At 60.7% G+C, this 21,551-nt stretch carries 9 protein-coding genes; 2 read left to right on the top strand and 7 right to left on the bottom strand.

From position 1 onward, the window contains the following. Positions 1-200 precede the first annotated feature (200 nt). The 5 genes from JNN07_10565 to JNN07_10545 all read right to left on the bottom strand — a co-directional run bounded on the left by JNN07_10565 (position 201) and on the right by JNN07_10545 (position 10,143). Positions 201-1,382, bottom strand: a complete 1,182-nt coding sequence (locus JNN07_10565) for a hypothetical protein (protein ID MBL9168173.1) — start codon at positions 1,380-1,382, stop codon at positions 201-203. 118 nt (positions 1,383-1,500) lie between these two features. Beyond that, positions 1,501-2,088 (bottom strand): hypothetical protein, encoded by a 588-nt coding sequence (locus JNN07_10560; GenBank protein MBL9168172.1) that lies wholly within the window; start codon positions 2,086-2,088, stop codon positions 1,501-1,503. Continuing rightward, positions 2,085-2,678, bottom strand: coding sequence for a sigma-70 family RNA polymerase sigma factor (locus tag JNN07_10555; GenBank protein MBL9168171.1), 594 nt, complete (start codon positions 2,676-2,678; stop codon positions 2,085-2,087). The genes JNN07_10560 and JNN07_10555 overlap by 4 nt, the downstream gene beginning before the upstream one ends. 250 nt (positions 2,679-2,928) lie before the next feature. Beyond that, a complete protein-coding gene (locus JNN07_10550; protein MBL9168170.1) occupies positions 2,929-3,831 on the bottom strand; it encodes a D-hexose-6-phosphate mutarotase in 903 nt (300 codons plus the stop codon). A 123-nt stretch (positions 3,832-3,954) separates the two neighbouring features. Next, positions 3,955-10,143 (bottom strand): lamin tail domain-containing protein, encoded by a 6,189-nt coding sequence (locus JNN07_10545; protein ID MBL9168169.1) that lies wholly within the window; start codon positions 10,141-10,143, stop codon positions 3,955-3,957. A 183-nt stretch (positions 10,144-10,326) separates the two neighbouring features. Between JNN07_10545 and JNN07_10540 the strand changes: the two genes are divergently transcribed. Continuing rightward, on the top strand, positions 10,327-11,745 hold the full coding sequence (locus JNN07_10540; GenBank protein MBL9168168.1) for a DUF1501 domain-containing protein: 1,419 nt from the start codon (positions 10,327-10,329) through the stop codon (positions 11,743-11,745). Between the two features lie 17 nt (positions 11,746-11,762). Here the strand turns inward: JNN07_10540 and JNN07_10535 are convergent, their stop codons facing one another. Together JNN07_10535 and JNN07_10530 are read right to left on the bottom strand one after the other, a co-directional pair. After that, positions 11,763-12,773, bottom strand: a complete 1,011-nt coding sequence (locus JNN07_10535) for a M23 family metallopeptidase (protein MBL9168167.1) — start codon at positions 12,771-12,773, stop codon at positions 11,763-11,765. A gap of 9 nt (positions 12,774-12,782) precedes the next feature. Further along, on the bottom strand, positions 12,783-13,349 hold the full coding sequence (locus tag JNN07_10530; protein MBL9168166.1) for a hypothetical protein: 567 nt from the start codon (positions 13,347-13,349) through the stop codon (positions 12,783-12,785). Positions 13,350-13,798: 449 nt separating this feature from the next. Between JNN07_10530 and JNN07_10525 the strand changes: the two genes are divergently transcribed. Next, the gene (locus JNN07_10525; GenBank protein ID MBL9168165.1) at positions 13,799-21,106 is read left to right on the top strand and encodes a lamin tail domain-containing protein; all 7,308 of its coding nucleotides are present in this window, start codon (positions 13,799-13,801) and stop codon (positions 21,104-21,106) included. Positions 21,107-21,551: the final 445 nt, after the last annotated feature.

Raw genomic sequence — 21,551 nt, 5'->3', positions numbered from 1 at the left:
CACGATGGGGTTGTGGATTCTATGGCGTTTTCCCCAGGGTAGCTCGTTCCTCCCAACCCTGGGCTTTGAGGCGCAATCCCGTTGGGATAGGGAGGAAGCCCTCCGAACTTGTGGGTAATGCTCAGAGCCCTCTGCCGCTTTTCAGGACCCGACGGAGTCGGGCTTCTCCGCTGGCGTGGAGTCTCCAGCCGCGACCTAGATCAGAAATTCACCCGCTTACGGGCGGGGTCGGAATCCCCGCTAGCGCTCGAGTAGCTCAGGATGGTGGCGCGCTTGGTGAACGCTGCCGAATCCAGAGTCCCGGCCGCAAACGCATCGATATCGGCCTTGGTAACTCGAATCAGCAGTGAGGTCGTTCGCGCCAGGGCGGCATCCGGCGAGATCTGGACGAAGGCAACCACATCCTCCACCACTTTCTGAGGCTTCTCAGCCTTTCCGGCACCCTTCGAGGGTCCCCGTTGGTCAGCTGCGAAGGGATCAGGCCCCGCATGCACAGTTCGGGTCACGAGTCGGCCTTTGTTGGCATCCGGGCCCTGAACCAAGATCGTCACGGTCTCAGTGGGGTTCAGGTGCCTCATGTTCGAAGCCTGCCTCAGCGACTCCAGCAGCTCAGCCTTGAGAGCCGCTACTTTCTGTTCGTCAAACTCAGGTATGGATTCACCCTCGGTGAGGATGAGCACATCGCGGCCTTTCTCAGCCCCACGGCCATACAGTTCGGTCCTCGCTTCTTCCCAAGCGCTCGCCTTGCGAGCCGGTCGAGGCGGCTCTACGCCCCCCGAGCTGGGCGGGATCAGCGGAAAGGAGACTCGAAATAGAAACAGCGCTCCCTGCCCTTCGACCTGCACGCTCTGCAAGGATCTAGACCTGTCCTGAGAGGTGGTGAGCCTGATGCCCATCACCTGCTCAGCCTCCTCTCCAGCCGGCCTGAGCAAGGCCTTACCAAGGATCCGCCCCATGATGTTCAGATCCTCCTCGGATTCCGCCAGACGCTTCTCATCCACGCTGGCGCCGGGAACCACCAACGACCTGGGTCCCGCACCCCGCCGTGACATCAGTCCGCTCAGCTCCCGGTCCAACCTCTCCTTGCCGGATTCAAATTGAAGCTGAAGCTTGCTCCCCACGTCCTTCACGGCGTCGCGGGCACGCGCAATGGCACGCTCGGTCTTGCTGCGAACCTCCGTCTCCAAATCCTCCAGCTCCTCCCGACCGGGGAAATCAGGTGAGTCCTCAGCAGCCGGCGCGGGGCGCTTGAGCCGCTTGAGGGGGGGCGGTGGAGGTGGAGGTGGAGGCGCCGGATCAACGGGGGGGGCAGGCTGAACCGCGGGCGCCGAGAGTGTCGGAGCGGGCAGCGCCTCCGACGCTGCCGCATCAGCACCCGACATACTCCCGGAGTCCAGCGCCAGACCAACCAACGCTAAGCAGGGGATCCAGCGGACAGCCTGGAATGAACGCGAACAACCATCGAGTAAAGGCATCTTGCGAGTCATGTCGGTTAGAAGTTTAGGGTGATAGGATTTCGCCCGGACGCGGGTCCAGGCTGAGTTGAACCAACTTTTGTTCAGCTACTTGCAAAGTGGCCTGGGTGTTAAAGGCCATAACCTCCAGGTCTTCCCGAAGGGCGGCGATCTGAGCGGTGTGGCTTGCTTGCAGATCCTTCAGCGCCGCTAAAAACTCTACCGAATCCGCGGCTCGGACCTGCTGGATCTGCGCGGCCGCGTCGGCCCTCATCTCCGAACGCAGCGCGTCCAACTCCTGGGCCCATCCAGCCTGAAGCTCCCGGCTCAGCCGGGCCGCCTCCGCGGCCGAGGATACGGACCGACTGGTCCACCCGGTAAGCAGGCCGACTAGCAAGACAGCTGCCGCTGCCGCCCAGCGCGCCGCAGGCCAGACCGAAAAATCCCCGAACCTCGACCGCCTACCGGCTGAAACCGGTTCATGATCGAGCCGCCGCAAGGTTCCTTCCCAAAGCCGGATTCGACGGTCGCAATCGGGACAGATGGCGCGATGGGCCGCCAGCTCCTGCGCCTCTTGACGCCCTGCTTCGCCAAAGATCCAACTAACCCATCGTTCATCATCCGGGTGTTTCATAAAATAAAATCCTCCCGTGCTAGGGCCTCAGGGCTACCGGTAGTGGACGGCCGCGCGAGCAGCCTGCCCATCCGGTCCAAGGCCTCCGCCATCCGGGACTTGACGGTCCCCTCCGGGACATCCAAGACATCAGCGATCTCGCGAAACTTGAGCCCCTCGTAATGACGCAGCACCAAGACTTCACGAAACCGTTCCGGCAAAGTCTCCAACGCCACCCGCACTTCCTGAGCCTGTTCGCTGGCACTCAGCTGAGCATCCGGTGGCAGAGCCGAGGCATAGGCCATCGGCTCTCCCGCCACGAGGTCCTCCACCTTTTCCGGTTCGACCGATTCTTCGCGCCGCCGTCCGCGACGACGCAACTCATCCCGGCATAGATTCAAGGCGATTTGCCAGAGATAGGTGGAAAACCGAGCCGAAGCCTCGTAACGGGCCCGGTGAGCGAAAAGCCGGGCAAATGCCTCCTGGGTCAGATCCTCCGCCCGGTGAGTGTCGCCTACCATGCGACAGCAGAGTCGGTTGATCGAGCCCTGCCACCGAGAAACCAGGGACGCAAAGGCCTCAGGGTCACCCTGCATTCGAACCTTCCACATGAGAAGTTCGTCTCCGGGAGCTCCCAGACCTAGGACCTGACTGATCAAAGAGTGAATCACACCAAAGCCCCTGTGGTTTCGGATGAAGAAGTTTGGCCATCATCCCGACCCAGCGGTCTCAGTCATTCAACGTCGAGCCCAGGCATTTGGTTCGCAGAAAAGCAAAGAATCTACAACTGGTCGGCCGGAAGCCCGGCGCCTTGATCTCAAAGCGGAGCCCGCCATAACAACCGGCAGAAAAGGGGGGTGCTTAGTACGGCTCGCTGCTGATGACAACCGACAACACCTGGGAACGTCCGGGCGGCAGAACCAACCGATTCTTTCCAACGTTTCCCGACTCCACACAGACCATTTTCAGATACTCATCGTTTCCAAAGTCGGGAATCTGCTGAGCTCTTCCAATCCATGGGTTCCACACCACAGTACTCTGCGACCCTGCCTTCTCCACTCGAATGCGCCGTTTGAGGGAGCTGTCCAAAATATCGACCGTGGAGGTTGTGTTCTGATAGATTCGGTCGGTTTCGCCCGTGATGGCAATGTCCCCCTGCTCCTCTACTTTAGCCGCAAAATTGTCCACTTTGTCCAGATAGGTCACTCCTTTGAGGCCTTGAACGCGCACCGAGTGAATATCGCCGACATGAAAATAGGTATGCAGGCAGTTCTCAAAAGTGAACTGCTGGTCTGCCGAGGTGTTGGTGGCGATCAACTCCAACCGTAGGCTGTCAGTGACGGTGACGACATAATTGAGAGTGAATGCGGGCCAGGTGGCAGCGGCGGAGACCGGCCCCAGCGCCAGCCGAAGGCTGACCCCGCCGGCGGGCAGCGCGGTGACCTCGTTGAGACGCCACTGGGAGATCCGGGCGAACCCATGGAACGGCTCGCCTTCGCGCGCGGCAAACCAGGGGAAAATGACCGGAACACCACCACGGATCGCTTGCTGCTTCTCGAAACGACTAAAGTGACTGGTGAACAAGAGCGGCGCCTCCCCCTTCTTCCTGAACTCCGTGACATGCGCCCCTTGAAGATACAGTTCGGCCTCGCTGAAGTCGGTGTCGATCTCCACCTTCAGCAGGTCTCCGTTCCCTTCCTGAAGGCGTACACGTCCCGGTATTTCCAACCTCTTTACATCCGAGTGCAGAATTGTGGTGTTCATAGGTCAAGCTTGAGGCCCAAAGTAGCAGCCCTCCGCTGGTTGGCAACCGTTCTCGGAAGAACTCTAAGCCAGGCCGACAGATGAGGATGCAATCAGGATGGCGCTCGCGCTGGCCAGAACGCCTCACTCGGTTCGGATCACGCGGTAGAAGCGAAATGCCGCCGCGGCATCGGAGTCCAAGAACTCGAGTTCCGGATTCCCCGCCCCAACCAGGATCGCAACGGGCTGCCACTCCGATGCCCCCAAGTCAGCGGTTCCCTCCAAACGATAAGTCTCGCCCGGCTCCGATGTCCAACGCAGCCGAACTCCCCCCTGCCGTACCTCCGCCCCCTGAATCCGAAGTTTCCTAGGACCGACATTGCTCCCCCGCGGGGTGGGGATCTCCTGAAAGACCAAAGCAGCCCCCACATCATCCTCCGCACGCCCTTGACTGACGTTTTCTAACTGCCGCCCAAAGTCGATCGAAGCCCGGAAGGTGGATCCATCCGGGCCGACCAGCCCGATGAACTCTCCATCGCCCCTCAGCTGAAACCCCGCGTGAAGATCACCCCAAGCGCCCTGCCCATTCTGCTGAGGCTGATTGTCCGCCCAAACCAGCAGATACCCGCGTCCGGGAACCACAGTGCCAACGGGAACTTTCCATTTGTTAGGAACAGTCGGCGTATCGGTCAGATAGTAGCCCGAGATGTCCACGGCCACGCTGTTGGGATTAAAAAGCTCAAACCAATCCTGAAAGGCTCCGTCGACCGGATCCGCGACACCCGCAGGCCCTGCATTGTCCGCCATCCATTCGTTGATGATCAGGGGCCGAACCACGCCGGGGCCCGTGTTCGTGATGGTGATGGCGAGGCCGGCAACCGTGTTGGTCACCGGCATCCCCAGTCGATCCAGCGCCTGAAGTTCGATCCGATTCTCCCCGGCGGTGAGACCAACCACTGCGCGCCAGGCCGAAGGGGAGGTCCAACTGAGCAAGGCAGGCTGCCCGTTGATCACGATGGTCCGAACGGTGATCGGAGCCGTGCCGGTGAGCACGATCTCGGGAGCATTGGTCGTAAATCCGACGCCGCCATTTAGTGTCAACCGAAAGGCGTTTGTGCGAGGCAACTGGTTAAGGACGGTCGTCGAACGCGTCCGGATATAGCTCAGAATGTCCGCCATGTTCTGCTGAGCCAAACTCCCGTAATGAGAGGTCCATCGCTCGATGTAGGTCGGGTTGAAAGCGGTGGTGATGAGATCGTGAAAATGTTCCAAGTAGGCCCGCCGATGATTCGGGTTGTTGAGCAACTTCGCGATGTTGCCGTTGCCGGTGACGCTCGCATCTGCCGATGCCATGAACGAAGAATCCCAGTCCCAGGGGAAATAGAGAACTTTCTGATCTTCGGGCCGAACATACAGTCGATAGTTGTGCACTGCGCCGCCAGTGAAATAGGCGTCGGCCGGCCCGACCAACTGTTGAAAAGCCATCACTCTCAACCAGGCATCTACATCCAACACCCGCGGAGCCTGCGCCTCGAAAGCTGGGCCAGTTAACCCCAGGGCCTTCGCCGCCGCGATCACCCGGGAATAGTCATCGCGCTCGCGATTGTTCACCTGGAGGTAATTCCACCGATAGGTGTCGGCGTAATCTCCAAAATCTTCCATCTCGAAATTCGCATAACCAGTACCGGAACCCTCGTTCCCGACCGCCTTGGGACTTTCGGGTTTGCCGTCAACGGTTGCCACATTCCATCGATGAACTTCGACCTCAAACTGACTCCCATCGCCGCCGTCCGCGTATTGACTGTCCAGCCAATCATTATCGAAGCCTGACAGTCGAATGCCCGCAATCACCGAGTAGGATGGAATCGGCGCAAGAAACTGTTCAATATCATCGTACATGCCGGGAATGCCTCCCGCCCGCGTGGCGATGTGCTTGGCAACGATTTCCCCTACGCCGCCCGTCAGTGCGTGCTGGGACCGATCGACCGACACCACCCGGTGCACCCCACGAAAAGGCTGCTCCGCCGGGAACCCGACATGGAATCCTACCCGCGGCACATTGCGTCCCACAAAACTTCCTTTGAGGCGGACGCCCACGTCGTAATAGCTCTCCTCCTCGTTGGAGACCACGGTCGCCCCGAGCAGTTCGTTGCTAAGGGTGTTGGTGGGAGTGTGCAGAAAGGTGGCATCGGATGGGGTCATAATCACCCGAAACTGCTGAAGCCGACTGGAGATGGCCTGGCTGTCGCGGACCGTGAAGAGAGCCCGGGAGTCCGGCCCGGCAGCCGGGAAAGTCGTTTGCGCTCCGCGCTGGTCGCGGCCGACGACATAAAACTGCACCACCGCGCCCGCCCGCTGGCCGGGGATCAACGCTTGGTAGCGATCACCTGACTCCGGCGGCAAATCAACCTCCTTCCAGCCTTCACTGCCGACCTGGTAGCGAAGGAGCAATCCGGCAATTCCGTCCGGATCTCGCGCCTGAACGGAGACCGTCACCGGCTGCCAGCTCTCTGGAACTGTCGGGTAATGCCGAAGCGCCTCGTAGGTAGGCCCGAGGTTATCGACCTGGATGGAGTTAGGGGCACCCGGTGTGCCCACGCGATCGGGCCGATCCAGCGCGAACGTCCGAGCGAGACGATTGAAGTACAGCCGCGCGTTGAGCAGATGGGCCCCGGAACGCCACCGTGCCCGAAAGGAAATCTCGTATTCTCGCCCATTCACGATTGGCAGGTTGTTGGTCAAGGTGCACTCGATTTGGTTTCCCTGGTACTCCGCCGCCCCGCTACTCACCACCCGAAGCACATGGTTGCCGGGTTCCGAGCGGTCTGGCACCACCATCGAATGGCGGTGATTGCCGAGAAACCGCCAGCGCGCCGCGGAGCCACCCTCGAAACGACCATTGCTGATCAACTGTTTGGCCGTGGTCCCAGGAGCTTCAATGACGCTGATGTCGTCCACTTCCACCACTCCGGCTCCATCCACCAACCCCAAGGCGAATTCCCGCCACAAGTCGGGCTCACCCTGCTGCCCGGGCAGGGCGATGCCTCGCCATCGATACGTCTTCCACGAAGTCTTGGAGGTTTCGTCGCTGGCACCCCAGGCCTCGGCTGAAGCATTGTCGGATCGCGCATCCCGTAGCTCCAAGGTGGAGCCACCTCCATCAGCGGCGTCGGGCCAGCGGCCCGAATCGAAATAGCGAACTGCGTCAGCCGGGTTGTCGAGCGGATCGCGAAGCTCAAGCAGATCAGCACGTGCCGATAACCGGCCCTCATAGGGGCCATACAACCGCAGCTGGGGATGGGATGCCCGCAGGAGCCCTGGATCCTTGGCGATGACTGCATACTCGTGCGCAGGCAGCATCGCCTCGGAAGGAAAGTCAAACTGGATTCCTCCCGACAACCGCCACCCGGCCAACGACACCGCCGAGCTAGATTGATTGTAAATCTCCACCCAGCCTTCGTCCGATTCCGTGAACTCCGTCGCCGGAGCGATCACCCGAGCGACCGATGCCTCCAACCCGAAAGCAAAATCCGCGCTGTTGGTGGTCACCTGATGCACCTCCACCGCCAGCGTGTTCAGCCCGGACTTCAGAGGGGTGTCGCCGATGATCTCGTGACCGGGACGCACTAACGGACCGACGGCCGAGCTGGCTAAGGTGCCGTACGCCACCGGACCGGCAGGAAGGTTCATCCGCAGGATCTCCTGCCCATTCAAATACACGATGGCGCCATCGTCGATGACCGGAAGCAACGACATCACGAGCCCGGTCGGATCTCCCGAGAACTCAAACTGGGTGCGGAAGTAGCCGGTAATCAGACGGTTGGTCGTGCCGAAGGCGAGCGGAACCAGGGTTCCTTTGGGGATCGGAGCAGCGAAATTGCTGGGCGCATGAAAGACGCCCGATGCACTGGGCCAGGCCGAGTCATCGAACTCCGGCTTTCGCCACTCGTCACCCAAGTCCCGGCCTAGGGTGTGATAGCGCCAGGCATGGCTAAAGGGAAGAGTGAGCAGGTTCGTGACCTCGGCTGGGCGAGTCGGGATCGGATGCCGATGATATTGGATCTCGTGGATCAGGATCTCCGAATGCAAGGTGAACCGGTTAGACTGTCCAGGGGTTGGCTCCGCTGGATACAACCAGGGGCCTCTCCCCTCCGGCGATCGGCCTCGACCGCGTTCCTCCACGACTACCGCATCGAGGACCTGAGTGGCTCCCGCTCCGTACAGGACCAGCCGGTCCCCCGGGCTCAACGCAAACCCCAGCGTCTCCTGACTAATCCAAAGATGTTCGCCTGGGGCTATCCCGATCCCGCCCAGCGCTACCTCCCGACGCCCGTTGGCGCCCATGCCCACCACAGAGTAGGCAGCAAGATCCACCACCGTGATTCCAGGGTTGATCAACTCGACCCAAAACTCGTTGGTGCTACCCGGCGATACCCCCGCCGACACTTCGTTCCAACGCAGGTCCAACTGCGGCAATGTCTCCGTGACTTGCCGGGTCGCGAGCTCCAGCGCAAACACCGCATCCTCCGCAAGATCATTCGGCTGGGCGGGAGAACGGAAGGCCGCCTCAAAATGTCCAGCGATCTCCTCCGCGGACAGCGCCCGGTCATAGATCGCCACTTCGTCGATCCAACCATCGAAGTTGAGGTCGTAATTCCCCTGCGCGAGCTGGCGCGCTCCGATGCTCACCTCGTGAGAGGTCCCTACGAGGCTGTTCGGCGCTGCCGTTTGCCCGGCTTGTCGGCCGTTGACCCACAGGTGCATCAAGCCGGCCGCACCATCGAACACGGCCAATAGATGCTGCCAAGATCCATCCGGTCCCACCGAGGATGAAACCACGAACGGCACGTTCGGCACTCCTCCGTTCCAAACGAAGAAGCGATATTTTCCATCCACGACGTCCACCGCGTATTGTTCCCCGCCTCCGCCCGTGCCCTTGGCGATGATCGCCGCCCCGGCCTCCTGGACGCTCGCACCTCGGACCCACGCTTCCAGGGTGAACGTCCGCGATTCGGCAAAGCTCAAGGCGCCGGAGTCTGGAATGAGGATCACATCGTTTCCTCCATCGGCATTGCCTGCAAAGCGCGGTGCGGCATTGTTGCTCTCAAAACCAAGGTAAGCCCGCCCCGCAAGGGAATTCGTGGGACGCGGCCCCGCCTGCGCCAGATTGGAACTGAGGATCCGCGTGTAAGTCCCATCCTGCGACCCGCCGCGCGCCGAGCTGTCCACGGCCCGCGTGGTTCGCTCGCCCAGACGCCAATATCCCACCGGGCCGCTGTCCAGGACTGTCTGGGCGTAGGACGCGCCCGGTCTCGATTGGTGAAGCTCAACCGCCAGCACATTTTCACCGGACTTGAGGGAACCCACCGATAGCCCCAGCGGCTCAGACCATTCGGCAATCCCAACCTGGGTGTTGGCGACGGAACTAGAGCTTACAGGTCCGGGGGAGAGGTTTATTCGCTGGATCTCCTCGCCGTTCAAGTAGATCACCGCCCCATCGTCCAGCCAGTGGCGCAACAACCACTGAACCTGCTCAAAATCAGGTCCCGCCGTAAACCGAGCCCGGAAATAGTAGGTCGATCGATTCGGCTGAAGTCGTGTCAGGGAGGCACCCGGAAGATCGGCATACCCAACGCCAAAACTCCCGGTCCCGGATTTCCAACCCGAGTCATCATAGGACGGCGCCCGCCAACCCTCCCCCAAATCCACCCCGCCGTCGTGGAATCGCCAAACGACCGAGCTGCCAAGAATTTCGCGGCGGCTGACCGAGGCCGTGGGTTTTTGAAAATTGATTTTGCCCGGCGTGCCCCCGACCTCGCGGCTGGCCGTCCAGTTGGCGGGGTCACTGGTCGCGGTTTGCGAGCGTTGGCGAGCCAGGCTGGCGCCGGTGCCATCCGCCGCCAGGGGCCACGGATCGGTGGCACCATAGCTCAACTCGTCCATCAAACGGGCGCTGTTGTTCCGAAGCTCAAGATGGTCACCCGAATTGCCCAGGCGTCCCGCGAAGGGACCGAGCACCTGAATGCCCGGGTGAGCGGTCAGGACGGCGGCCGGAGAGGCAGCCACCACCAAGAAGCCCCGGCCGGGAATGATCGTCCCCTCCGGAAACAGATAGCGGATGCCACCCTGCAAGCTCCACCCGGAGACATCGATATCCACGGTGTGCTGGTTTTCAAGTTCCACCCACTCCCCGGCGAATTCGTTGGTCGCGGGATGATACTGAATCTCGTTAAAAACCACCACGCTGTCGGCCATCACCGCAGGCGAACGCCAGCCGAAGAAGAGAACTCCGAGGAGCACCGCCCAGTTCGCGAACCTTAGAGAGGAAGGCATCACACGTCTTGTCTTGTTTTCAGGGTTATGAGGGGAAGAGATTACCACGTTCTTCCGCCTCAGACCAGGTTTTAGAGCAGGAAAACCGCTTCGACTTTGACTTTCCTCCTCGCCCGTCGTTGACTACTGCCTAGCCACCTTCCTGTCCGGATCCGCGGAGGTCGGGGTAATGTGGCGATTCCAATGCTCACCTTCCAAGAACCAGATAGGCAGGCACGAGACCGGGGTCGCGGTTTAGGCCGCCGAGAGTTTCTACGGGTCGGGGGGCTTGGCCTCGGCGGCCTCGCGCTCTCAGATCTTCTGGCTCTCCGCACCGCCGCTGGCGGCCCAGGTCCCTCGCCCCTGAAAGATCGGTCGGTGATCTTCTTGTTCATGCACGGAGGACCTTCCCAGTTCGAAACCTTCGACCCCAAGATGGAGGCGCCCTCCAACATACGGAGCGCCACCGGCGAGATCCCCACCTCGATCCCAGGCATTACCTTTGGCAGCACGTTCGAGCGGCTCGCTCGCCTCGCTCACAAATTTAGCATCGTTCGCTCCTTCGCTACCGGGGATGCCAACCACGACATCAAGCCGGTCGTCGGCAGAGACAGCCTGCAGGCGAATCTAGGTTCGCTCTATTCCCGGATCGTGGGCACCACCAGGCCCTCGACCGCGATGCCAACCAATGTGGCTCTCTTCCCACGGTCGATCGACCCCCAAGCGATGGCGGCAGTCACCGATTTCGGCAACTTCGAGGGCACCGGCGACTTGGGACGCGGGTTTGCCCCCTTCGTCCCCGGGGCCGGAGCCGGGCTCCAACAAGACATGGCGCTCAACCTGCCCCAGGAACGGCTGAACGACCGTCGATCGCTGCTCACCTCCCTGGATGCTTGGCGACGCGAGGCCGAGCGCATTGCCAGCATCGCCGAGTATGGCACGCTGCAGGACCAGGCTTGGAGCGTGCTGCTTCAGGGAGTGTCCCAGGCCTTCGATCTGGGTAAGGAAGACCCGCGGATCATCGCTCGCTACGACACCGCCCCGCTGCTTCCGCGCGCGCGGATTAACCCGAAGTGGAAGAACATCGAACACTACGCCACCAACGCCGCCACCCTCGGGCGTCAGCTGCTGCTCGCCCGGCGCCTGTGCGAGCGCGGCGCAGGCTTTGTCACCGTCACCACCAGCTTCATCTGGGACATGCATGCCGACGAGAACAACGCCCCGATGTCAGTGGGGATGGACTATGTGGGACGCCCGTTCGATCACGCCGTCTCCGCCTTCATCGAAGATGTGGAGTCGCGAGGCCTCAGAGATCGGATTCTGCTCGTGTGCTGCGGGGAGATGGGACGCACGCCGCGCCTCAACAAGGACGGCGGACGCGACCACTGGGGCAGTTTGGCCCCGCTGCTGATCTACGGCGGCGGTTTGAAGATGGGACAAGTGATTGGACAATCCTCGCGCGACGGCGGAGAACCGGCGTCGGATCCGGTCACCATGGCGGACCTGATCGCGACGATCATGCACTCGCTGCTCGACATCGGCGAGGTCCGGCTGATGCCCGGAGTGCCGCGAACCGTCGTTGAAGCCATCACTCGCGGCGAACCCATCCGCGGGCTGGTTTGAATGCCCCTGAGGACTTGTCAGAACGTCAGCAGGCTGATCAGGTTCGCACCTGTCGTGGTAAGCTCCCAACCTGCCCCCCGCTTCTTCACCAGGGTTCGACAATGATACTGCTGCTGTTCCACCTCGTTCACGTAGAGCACCTGGGGAGAGGCGAGGCTCTTCATCTCTGACGCGGCACGCGGGGTGCACTCGAACGGCAGCCCCATGAAGTTCAGCGCCAGCTCGTAGCCCGCCACCCCTTCTTTCTGGGTCCGAGGGTTCTGTCGAATGAGCGCCGGGTTGGCCCGCAGCCAGGGAAAGTCCTTTTGCCGAACAAAGACGCGGCAAACCTCCGTGTGTCCTCGGATCCAGCGGACTAGACTGAAGTTGGCACCCAGCCGACGTTGCTCCAGGTAGAGATTCCAGGGATCCAGCCCAATCAAGTTCCGACCATTCCAATTGCCATGGTCGTTGCGCTCGCCCGCACGAAACTTGCGATGCCACTCCGCATAACGAGGGCTGAGCTGAAAATCGAACTCCAGATGGAGGTGCGCCCGGTCCTTGCCGATCGCGGATCGGGTATTGGTGCTGCGGCCCATGACAGCGATGGGTTGCCCCGCCTTCACCGACGCTCCCAACTGAACCGCCGGCTCGATCCGCCCTAAATGGGCGTAGAGCGAGTGAATGCTCAAGCCATCGATGGAATGGCGGACCACAATGTAGGCACCATAGTTGGAGAGGCCGGTCTTCGTATTGATATAGACCACGGTTCCATCCGCCACACTCATCACCACATCGGTCGGTTCTCCGCGCCGATCGGTCTGCAGGCGCAGAATGTCGATGCCCTCATGAAGTTGATGGCCATCCGTGCGCACGCACCCAAAGGTGCCGCTGGACCACGGTTTTCCCACGGTCGGAGCGAAGAAGCGCGACTCGCCGCCCTTCTCGAATACGAACTGGTTGGCGGTGGGCAATCGAAACACCGCCTGCCCGTCCGAGGTAAGCGCCGAGCCCAACGCCAAAAGCAAAAGCCATCCCTGGAGGTTCATGAACTTCAGTTAGAACTTATCCTTCTTTTTCTTGATCTCAGCGATGGTGTTAAGCCCCCGGACGATGCGCTCAATCTCCTCAGCATTGGCATCGGGAGTGAACCGAAGGATTCCGTCCGGAAGCAGCTTGGTAATCTTGGGAGCAGCGAGCCATCGACGCTCCTTTTCGAACTCGCAGAAGATGGCCAGCCGACGCCCGCGATTCGCGGCGGTGTAGTTCCCCAAGGCAGTTTGGCCTAGGGTATTGAAATACAGCTCGATCTCCTTGCCGCCCGGGGTGTCGATCACCTTGGCTTCCGCCAGGAACCCCTCGGTCAGGAAAGGTTGCTTCTCCACATTGATGAGCATCGAGTTCTCTCGCAAGATGGGAACCTCCGAACTCCGGCCCGAAGTGTCCCGAGGGACCTCGAGGTGCACCCGGACGGTGCTGATCTCCTTCTTCTTGGATTTCTTCTTTTTGACCTCCTCGGTCTTCTTCACTTCATTGGTGGAGGTGGCAGCCTCTCCCACAAAAGGCAGCCAACAAATGCACAGCCCCAGGAAATAGGTATTGAATGCCTGTCGTCGTCGCTTCATATTGCAGCCGTTAACCAACCGAACCGGATTGGCAAAGTAAAGATTCTTATGGGCAAACAAAGCAATAAGGTTGAAAAGAAGCGTCGTCGGCAGAGCTATTTGAAGCGCAAGAAAGAAAAAGCCAAGGCCAAGAAGGCCTAACGCTCGCCGTTCCAGTCACTTCATCAACCACGCGGCCACCCTTTCCGGTGGCCGTTTTTACGTACCCAGGTTGTGTCCCCCACCTCGGGCGAGATCACTTAAGGGTAAGGCTTGATCTTTTGTAAGGAGTTCCGCCGTTAGGCAGGACTCCATACAAGTGAGCTACTGCCTTGAGGTGCATTGGATCGGTAAGCAGCCTCACCCGAAAATAATCACCCCCCAACTCCCGCACGACCAGGCTCACCGTTGCCAGCGGTGACTTTGTGTGCTTCAGTGATTCTATAAACATCCGAAAGTCCCTTGGTGTCATGAAGTTATTCGTTTTCACTCCTGCTCGCGTTGCGCTTGGACTGCTCTGGCTCTTAGGCTTACACCTCCATCCCGTGCGCGCCGCATCACCTCTCGTGCTCAGCGAATTCTTTGCTGCGAGTGACGGTTTGGTCCGTGACGAGGACGACGACAAAACAGACTGGATCGAGATTCATAATCCTGGGAACAGTTCCGTGAATCTGGACGGATGGTCTTTGACGGATGACCTCACCAAACCGCTTAAATGGAGGTTTCCGGCTACCAACATCGCGGGCAAAGCATTCGTGCTGGTCTACGCCTCGGGGAAGGACCGGGCGTTCCCGGGGGAACCGCTCCACACCAACTTTAAGCTCTCCAACGCCGGACAATACCTGGCCTTGATCGAACCCGACGGCACCACGGTCGCAACCGCCTACTCGCCCAGCTATCCGCAGCAAATCGACGGCGTATCCTACGGACTGCCCCAGCAGTCCAGCAGCCGCCTACTCATCGACACCGGCACAGTCGGCCGATTCCGTGTGCCATCGGATGCCAATCTGGGCGACGCGTGGCGGCAGGTCGACTTCAACGATGCCAGCTGGACGCGAGTCACCAATGCAGTCGGTTTCGAAGCCACCGCAGGGGCCTCCTTCACTCCCGTGTTCCTCGCCAGCTCCGTGGACCAGTTTAGCGGCACCCAAGGTCAAAATGGTTGGAGCTACGGATACTGGAACAAGAAGGCGGATTCCGATGGGATCTACACCGCGACCAAGGATTTCGTGCCGTTCCCCCGCTCCACCGGAGCCTTCGGACCAGCCAACTACTGGACCGGAACCCTATGGGACTGGCCGAGTGGCAATCCGCCTTGGATCGAGTTATCGGCTTCCGGTGGGCATCCCTCGGGTGACGCCAACAACGTGCATTGGGTGATCCGCCGTTACGTGAGTCCTACCAACGGAACTCTCCGGATCACCGGAACCATCGCCCACTCGGGCACCTGTGGCGATGGGGTGATCGTCCGAATTCTGGTATCCGGTCAAGCCGCCTGGTCCGAATCCCTCCAGGGAGCCAGCAGGGGCTACACCACTCTCGTCACCGTGACCAATGGAGCCCCCATCGACTTCGTGATCGATCCTGGCTCAGCCAATTCCGACGGCTGCGATGGGACGACCTTCACCGCCAAGCTCTACCGCGTGAGCAATGACACCACCGTGATAGCGGACAGCCAATCCGACTGGTCGACCGGGGGAGTCCAGGGGGAGCGCGGTTGGAGCTATGGATACTATCTTCCCGGCAGTGACACCGTCGCCGGATATCAAGCCGCTGATTTCATTCCGTTCCCCCGTTCGAATGCCGCGTGGGGCGCCGCGAATTTCTGGACCGGCGACGCCTGGGACTGGCCTAACGGCGATCCCCCGTGGGATGTGATCTTCCGCGACGTTTGGCACCCCAACGGAGTCAACAGCGGGGCCGAGCACTGGATCGTCCGCCGCTGGCTTGCGCCCCTCTCGGGAACCCTTCAAGTAGACTGGCATGTCGCAAAACAAAATCTAAATGGCACCGGAGTCACCGGCAAGGTCTACGTCAACGGCTCACAGCGCGACGCGGTGAGCATCGCGGGAAACGATTTTGCCGGCGCCAACCGGACGCTGGCGATCACCGTAACGGCCGGACAGACGGTGGATTTTGTGCTCACTCCGCTGGGAGCCGGAGGCCAGACCGATGATGGGGCGGACGGCTCCTTCTTCAATGCCACGCTGACCGCCTCCACAAGTTTAACGGGAGAATTTGTTTCGGACGTCGGCGCGGCACTGCGGAACCGAAACGCCTCCTGTTACCTCCGATTCCCGTTCACCCTCGCGAACGCGGCCGATCTGTCTACCCTGGCGCTGCAGGTCAACTACGACGATGGCTTCGTGGCCTACCTCAACGGCCAACCCATCGGCAGCCGCAACGAACCCGAAAGCCTCGATTGGAACTCGGCAGCAACCGTATCGCGTGACGATGGGTCGGTGCGCAGAACGGAACTCCTGGACCTGACCCCCTACCTAGGGCTGCTTCGGACGGGCAACAACGTGCTCGCGATCCAGGGGCTGAACGCCTCGGCCTCCGACGCTGATTTCCTCGTACGCATCGTGCTGTCCGGCCAGACAACTGGGCTCGGCGGAGCTGACGGACGCTACTTTGTTACCCCGACGCCGGCAGCGGCGAACGGATCCGGAACCCTCAATGTGGGCCCCCGCATTGAGGACGTCAGCCACACCCCATTGATCCCTCGCGAGGACGAACCCCTGTTGGTCACGGCTCGCATCCTCAGGACGGTGGATCCGGTCGGCTCGGCGCGGCTTTTCTACCGAGTCATGTACCGAACGGAAACGAATGCCGTCATGTTCGACGACGGACTTCACGGAGACGGGGTGGCCGGGGACGGGCTGTATGGCGCAACCATCCCAGCCAGCGCGTTTGGGACCGCTGAGATGATTCGCTACTACATCACCGCCACCGACACCGGAGGCGACGCCAGCCGGGAGCCCCCGTTCGAAGACCCGATCAACTCTCCACAGTATCGGGGAACCGTGGCGCAGGACCCGCGCTTCACGACTCGACTTCCGGTCCTGCAGTGGTTCGTGGCAGATGCCAATGCCCCCACCACCCCAACCGGCACACGCTGCTCCGTCTTTTTCGCAGGGCAGTTTTTGGACAACATCGGCGTCAATCTGCACGGTCAATCCAGCAGTGGATTTCCCAAGAAGAGCTTCGATTTTGACCTTAACCCGGGACACTCGCTTGAGTGGACCAACACGGCGCCGAAGGTGGACGACTTTAACCTGCTCACCACCTACCCCGACAAGGCGCACCTCCGCAACATCATTGCCTACGAAACCTTCCGTGATGCCGGCTCTCCGTATCACTTCGCTTTTCCCGTCCGCGTTCAGTTGAACGGCGCCTTCTGGGGCGATGCCCATTTCGTGGAGAACGGCGACGAGAACTATTTGAAGCGCCTGGGAATGGATGAGCGCGGAGCCCTCTACAAGATGTACAACAGCCTCGAGGCGGCGACGGGCGAGAAGAAGACCAGAAAGGAGGAAGGAACAGCCGACCTGCAGGCGCTCATCGATGGCTGTAAGCTAACAGGCACGGCGCGGGCGCAGTATCTGTTTGATAACGTCAACGTGCCGGAGGTCATCAACTACCTCGCGGCGATGATTCTGATCGGCAACACCGATTGCTGTCATAAGAATTATTACCTCTATCGGGACACCGAGATCACCGGTGAATGGCAAATGTTGCCGTGGGATGTGGATCTTAGCTTCGGTCGAGTTTGGAGCTGCGGTTCCCCTTGCCTGACCTACTGGGACGATCAGATGCATCCCGACACCCCGCTGTTCATCGGCAATGGCAACACCCTGGGCACTGCCATCTTCGGAACGCCGGAAATCCGGCAGATGTATCTCCGTCGGCTTCGCTCTCTCGCCGAAGACCTGCTGCAACCCGTGTCGACCCCCGTGGCCCAACGTAGGTACGAGACCCGGATCGATGACTTGGCGGCGCTGATTTCGCCCGAGGCGGCGCTGGACCTCACTAAATGGGGAACCTGGGGCGATGGGAGCGCTTCCTCAGCATGCTGTGTTCAAAACCTATCCGCCGCCGTCCAACTCATCAAAACCGGCTATCTCGATCCGAGGCGTCGATACCTGCTGCAAACTCTCACCACGGCGAATGGCGGGGAAATACCGGCGACTCAAACTCCCGGAGCAGCACCGAACTTCGGAGCCCTCGACTTCAATCCCAGCAGCGGCAGGCAGGCCCAGGAGTATATCGAACTCAAGAATCCGCTCAACGAAGCGATGGACCTCTCCGGCTGGCGAATGGCCGGAGCCATCCGGCATGAATTCCCGGGAGGCACGGTCATCCCGGCCGGACGGTCCCTCTACCTGACGCCGGATGCCCGGGCCTTCCGTGCCCGCGCAGCCGCCCCGCGAGGTGGGCAAGGGCTGCTCATCCAGGGCAACTACGAAGGACAACTTTCCGCCCGCGGAGAGACCCTGGAACTCTGGAACCGTTCAGGACAGTTGGTGAAGACCAACCGCTACTTGGGCAACCCGAGTGAAGCTCAAAAATATCTGAGGATCACGGAGATCATGTATCATCCGGCGCCGCCTCCGTCCGGCAAAACTCCGGCGGACGACTTTGAATACATCGAGCTGAAGAACACGGGCACAGCCCCGCTCGACCTTACCGGCATTCATTTTACCAACGGACTCCGCTTCTCTTTCAGCGGGAGCGCCGTGACTCAATTGGGAGCCGGCCAGAGAGCGCTGGTAGTCAAGAACCTGGCGGCGTTCACGAGCCGATATGGAACCGGACTTCCAATCGCTGGCGCCTACCTGGGCAACTTGAACAACAACGGAGAGCGACTGAGCCTGCACGATCGCGTGGGGGAGGTCATTCTGGATTTCGAGTATAAGGACAGTTGGGAACCGATCACGGACGGCCTGGGCTTCTCCTTGGTGGCGGTGGATCAAGCGGCCGATTATCGCGCCTGGGACTTACCGTCGCAATGGCGGGCGAGCGGACGAGTTTCTGGTTCGCCAGGAGTTGACGATCCATCCCCGCTTCAGATTCCCGCCATCCTGGTCAACGAAGCTCTGACTCACACCGATCCGCCGGACCTCGATAGCATCGAAATCCACAACCCGTTGCCAAGTTCCGTGGACATAGGTGGTTGGTACCTGAGCGATGACTTCTTTGAGCCGCGCAAGTACCGCCTTCCTCCCACCACAGTGCTCGCCGCAGGTGGCTATCGGGTTTTTGACGAGACCGATTTCAATCCGACCCCAGCCACTTCCAGCAACTTTTCACTCAGCTCGACGGGGGATGAAGTCTGGCTGTTCTCCGCGGATGTTAGTGGAAATCTCACCGGCTACTACCACGGGTTTGATTATGGGGCGGCTCAGAACGGAGTTAGCTTTGGACGACATGTCACGAGCGACGGGGATGAGCATTTCGTAGCGCAGCGCTCCCGAACCCTGGGCGCGCTCAACTCCGGCCCAACAGTGGGCCCGGTCGTGATCAGCGAGATCATGTATCATCCCGTTGATGCCGGAACAAACGACAACACGCAGCTCGAATACATCGAGCTGCAAAGCATTGTAGCCACCAATGTGGCGCTGTTCGACCTTGCCCATGTCACGAATACCTGGCGGCTACGCAACGCAGTCGAGTTCGACTTCCCAACGAACCAAGTGCTGGCCCCCAATCAGATCGTTCTCGTGGTCAGTTTCGATCCGGTGCGCGATGTGGCGGCGGCCAATGCGTTCCGCAGCTTTTACGGCCTGTCGGTTTCTACCCGCCTCGCAGGTCCCTATCAAGGCAAGCTGGACAACTCCGGAGAACGGCTGGAGCTCCGCAAGCCCGATCCGCCGAACACCAATGGCACACCGTCCGTCCTCGTGGAGGCGGTGCACTACCACGACGTCGCCCCCTGGCCCACGGCGGCCGACGGTACGGGCGCTTCCCTTCAGCGGCGTACCGCCGCTGCCTACGCCAACGATCCCACCAACTGGTTCGCAACCGGCCGAAGTCCGGGGGTGGCCAACATCATCAACGATCCGCCCCTCGTGAGCCTCACCGCCCCCACCGCTGGAAGCGTCTTCACGCAGCCCCCGAATATTGTTCTCAGGGCCACTGCTTCCGACCTCGATGATTCGGTCGCCCGAGTCGAGTTCTACGCCAGTGGCATCAAGCTGGGCGAGGACGACGCCACTCCCTACGAATACACGTGGACAGCACCCCCGGCCGGAGTGTTTCAGCTCGTGGCGTCAGCCATCGACACCAGAAACGCCTCAACCCTGTCGGCCCCAATTTCCATCACAATCGGGCAGCCTCCAGCGGTCGCCATAACCAGACCATCGGAAGGATTTCTAGCCATCGCGGGTGTCCCATTGGATCTCGAAGCCACTGCGACCGACGGCGATGGAACGGTGGCTCTCGTTCGATTCCTCGCCGACGGCCAAAGCGTTGCTGAATCACAGACGTTCCCTTTCACGGCCGAGTGGAGCAATCCCACGCCCGGGCGACATCGCCTGCTGGCGGTGGCCACCGACAACGCCGGACTCTCGCGAACCTCTTCCCCGATCAATCTGGTGGTCACACAGGGAGAACAGCGATCCTTGACCCTCATCTCTACGGGAGCGGTCTGGAGCTATTTCGATCTGGGGCAGGACTTGGGCTCCGCTTGGACCACCCGAGATTACGATCAGGCGACCTGGAAGTCCGGCCCTGCCCAACTCGGCTATGGCGATGGAGACGAAGCAACTCAAGTCGGTTTTGGCGGCCAACCCGCCAACCGGTTCATCACCACGTATTTTCGACGCGCGTTCCAAGTCACGAATGCGCCTGCCATCTCGAGGCTCTCGGTTTCCGTCCTGCGTGATGATGGGGCGGTGGTGTATCTCAACGGACAGGAAGTCTTCCGCACGGGCATGCTGGAAGCGGGCGAGATTCGCTACGACACCCTGGCCGCCATCACGGTCACAGGTGCTGACGAGACATCCGTGTTCTATAGCAAGGACCTTGACCCTAACCTGCTCGAGGAGGGCCGAAACCTGCTCGCAGTGGAGGTGCATCAGGTACGGGCGGACAGCTCGGACATCAGCTTCGACCTGGGTCTCCGTGCCGAACAATCCCTCTACGCACCATTTATAACCCGTCATCCAGTCGGCACCACCACCAACAACGGTGCTCAAGTTCGGTTGGAAGTGGCGGCGGTTGGCTCCGAGCCACTCAGCTATCGATGGCGCCACGACGGCTCCTTCCTCACGGGGGCGACCGCTCCGCTGCTGATCCTGGACAATCTCCAGCTCACCGACGCCGGGGACTATGTGGTGGTGGTGAGCAACTCAGTCGGAACGGCCAGCAGTAGCCCGGCATCGCTCATCGTCTTGAGCAGCGATTCCGATGGAGATGGCATGCTCAACGATTGGGAGATCCGCTACGGACTCAACCCCACTCTGAACGATGCCGACCTCGACACGGATGGCGACGGGCTCAGCAACCTTCAGGAGTTCCAGAGCGGGACTGAGCCGAACAATCCGGCGAGCGCGTTAAAGATCTTGCGCATCGGCCTGGAGTCCGGGCGACGCCAGATCGTTTTTGAGGCGATGTCAGACCGCAGTTACTCCCTATTGGTCCGTTCAGCCCTCCCTGGAACGTCCTGGATAAAGCTCCAGGACATCGCGGCCAAACCCGGCGTCCGGACCATCACCCTGGAAGACTCCACCACGGAACAAGTCAGGTTCTACCGGTTAGTGACTCCCGCGCAGTGAGGGAAAGGGAAGGCCGGGACTAATTCCCAGGAAGAGTTTGGCTTAACCGGAACACGCGGAGCACACGAAGCCGGAGGGGATTCTGAAGAAAATGGCCGTCAGTCGGACCGGCCCTTTCACGTCCCCCCTCAGATCCGTGTGGTCCGCGTGTTCCGTGGGCAATATCTCTCCGCTTTGGCTGCGACCAACTAACTGTCCTTCGTCCAACGATCGAGGCTTGAAGTGAACGCGGGGGGGGGCGGCAGTCAGCGAAGGAAAAGCGGTGTCGTGCCCTTAGCATTACCCACAAGTTCAGATGATCTTAGACCTCTATCCCAACGGGATAGCGCCTCAAAGCCCAGACATCTGAGTTACTCCGGCAAGGGTTTTTAGTTTTTTTGTTCACCGGAAAGTGAGTTCGATTGGAGCGTTGGCGCCGATGTTTTTGGCCCACGCTTTTTCAAGA

It is taken from the genome of Verrucomicrobiales bacterium (assembly GCA_016793885.1).
Taxonomy (GTDB): domain Bacteria; phylum Verrucomicrobiota; class Verrucomicrobiia; order Limisphaerales; family UBA11320; genus UBA11320.
This window is presented reverse-complemented; position numbering and strand designations above follow the sequence as displayed.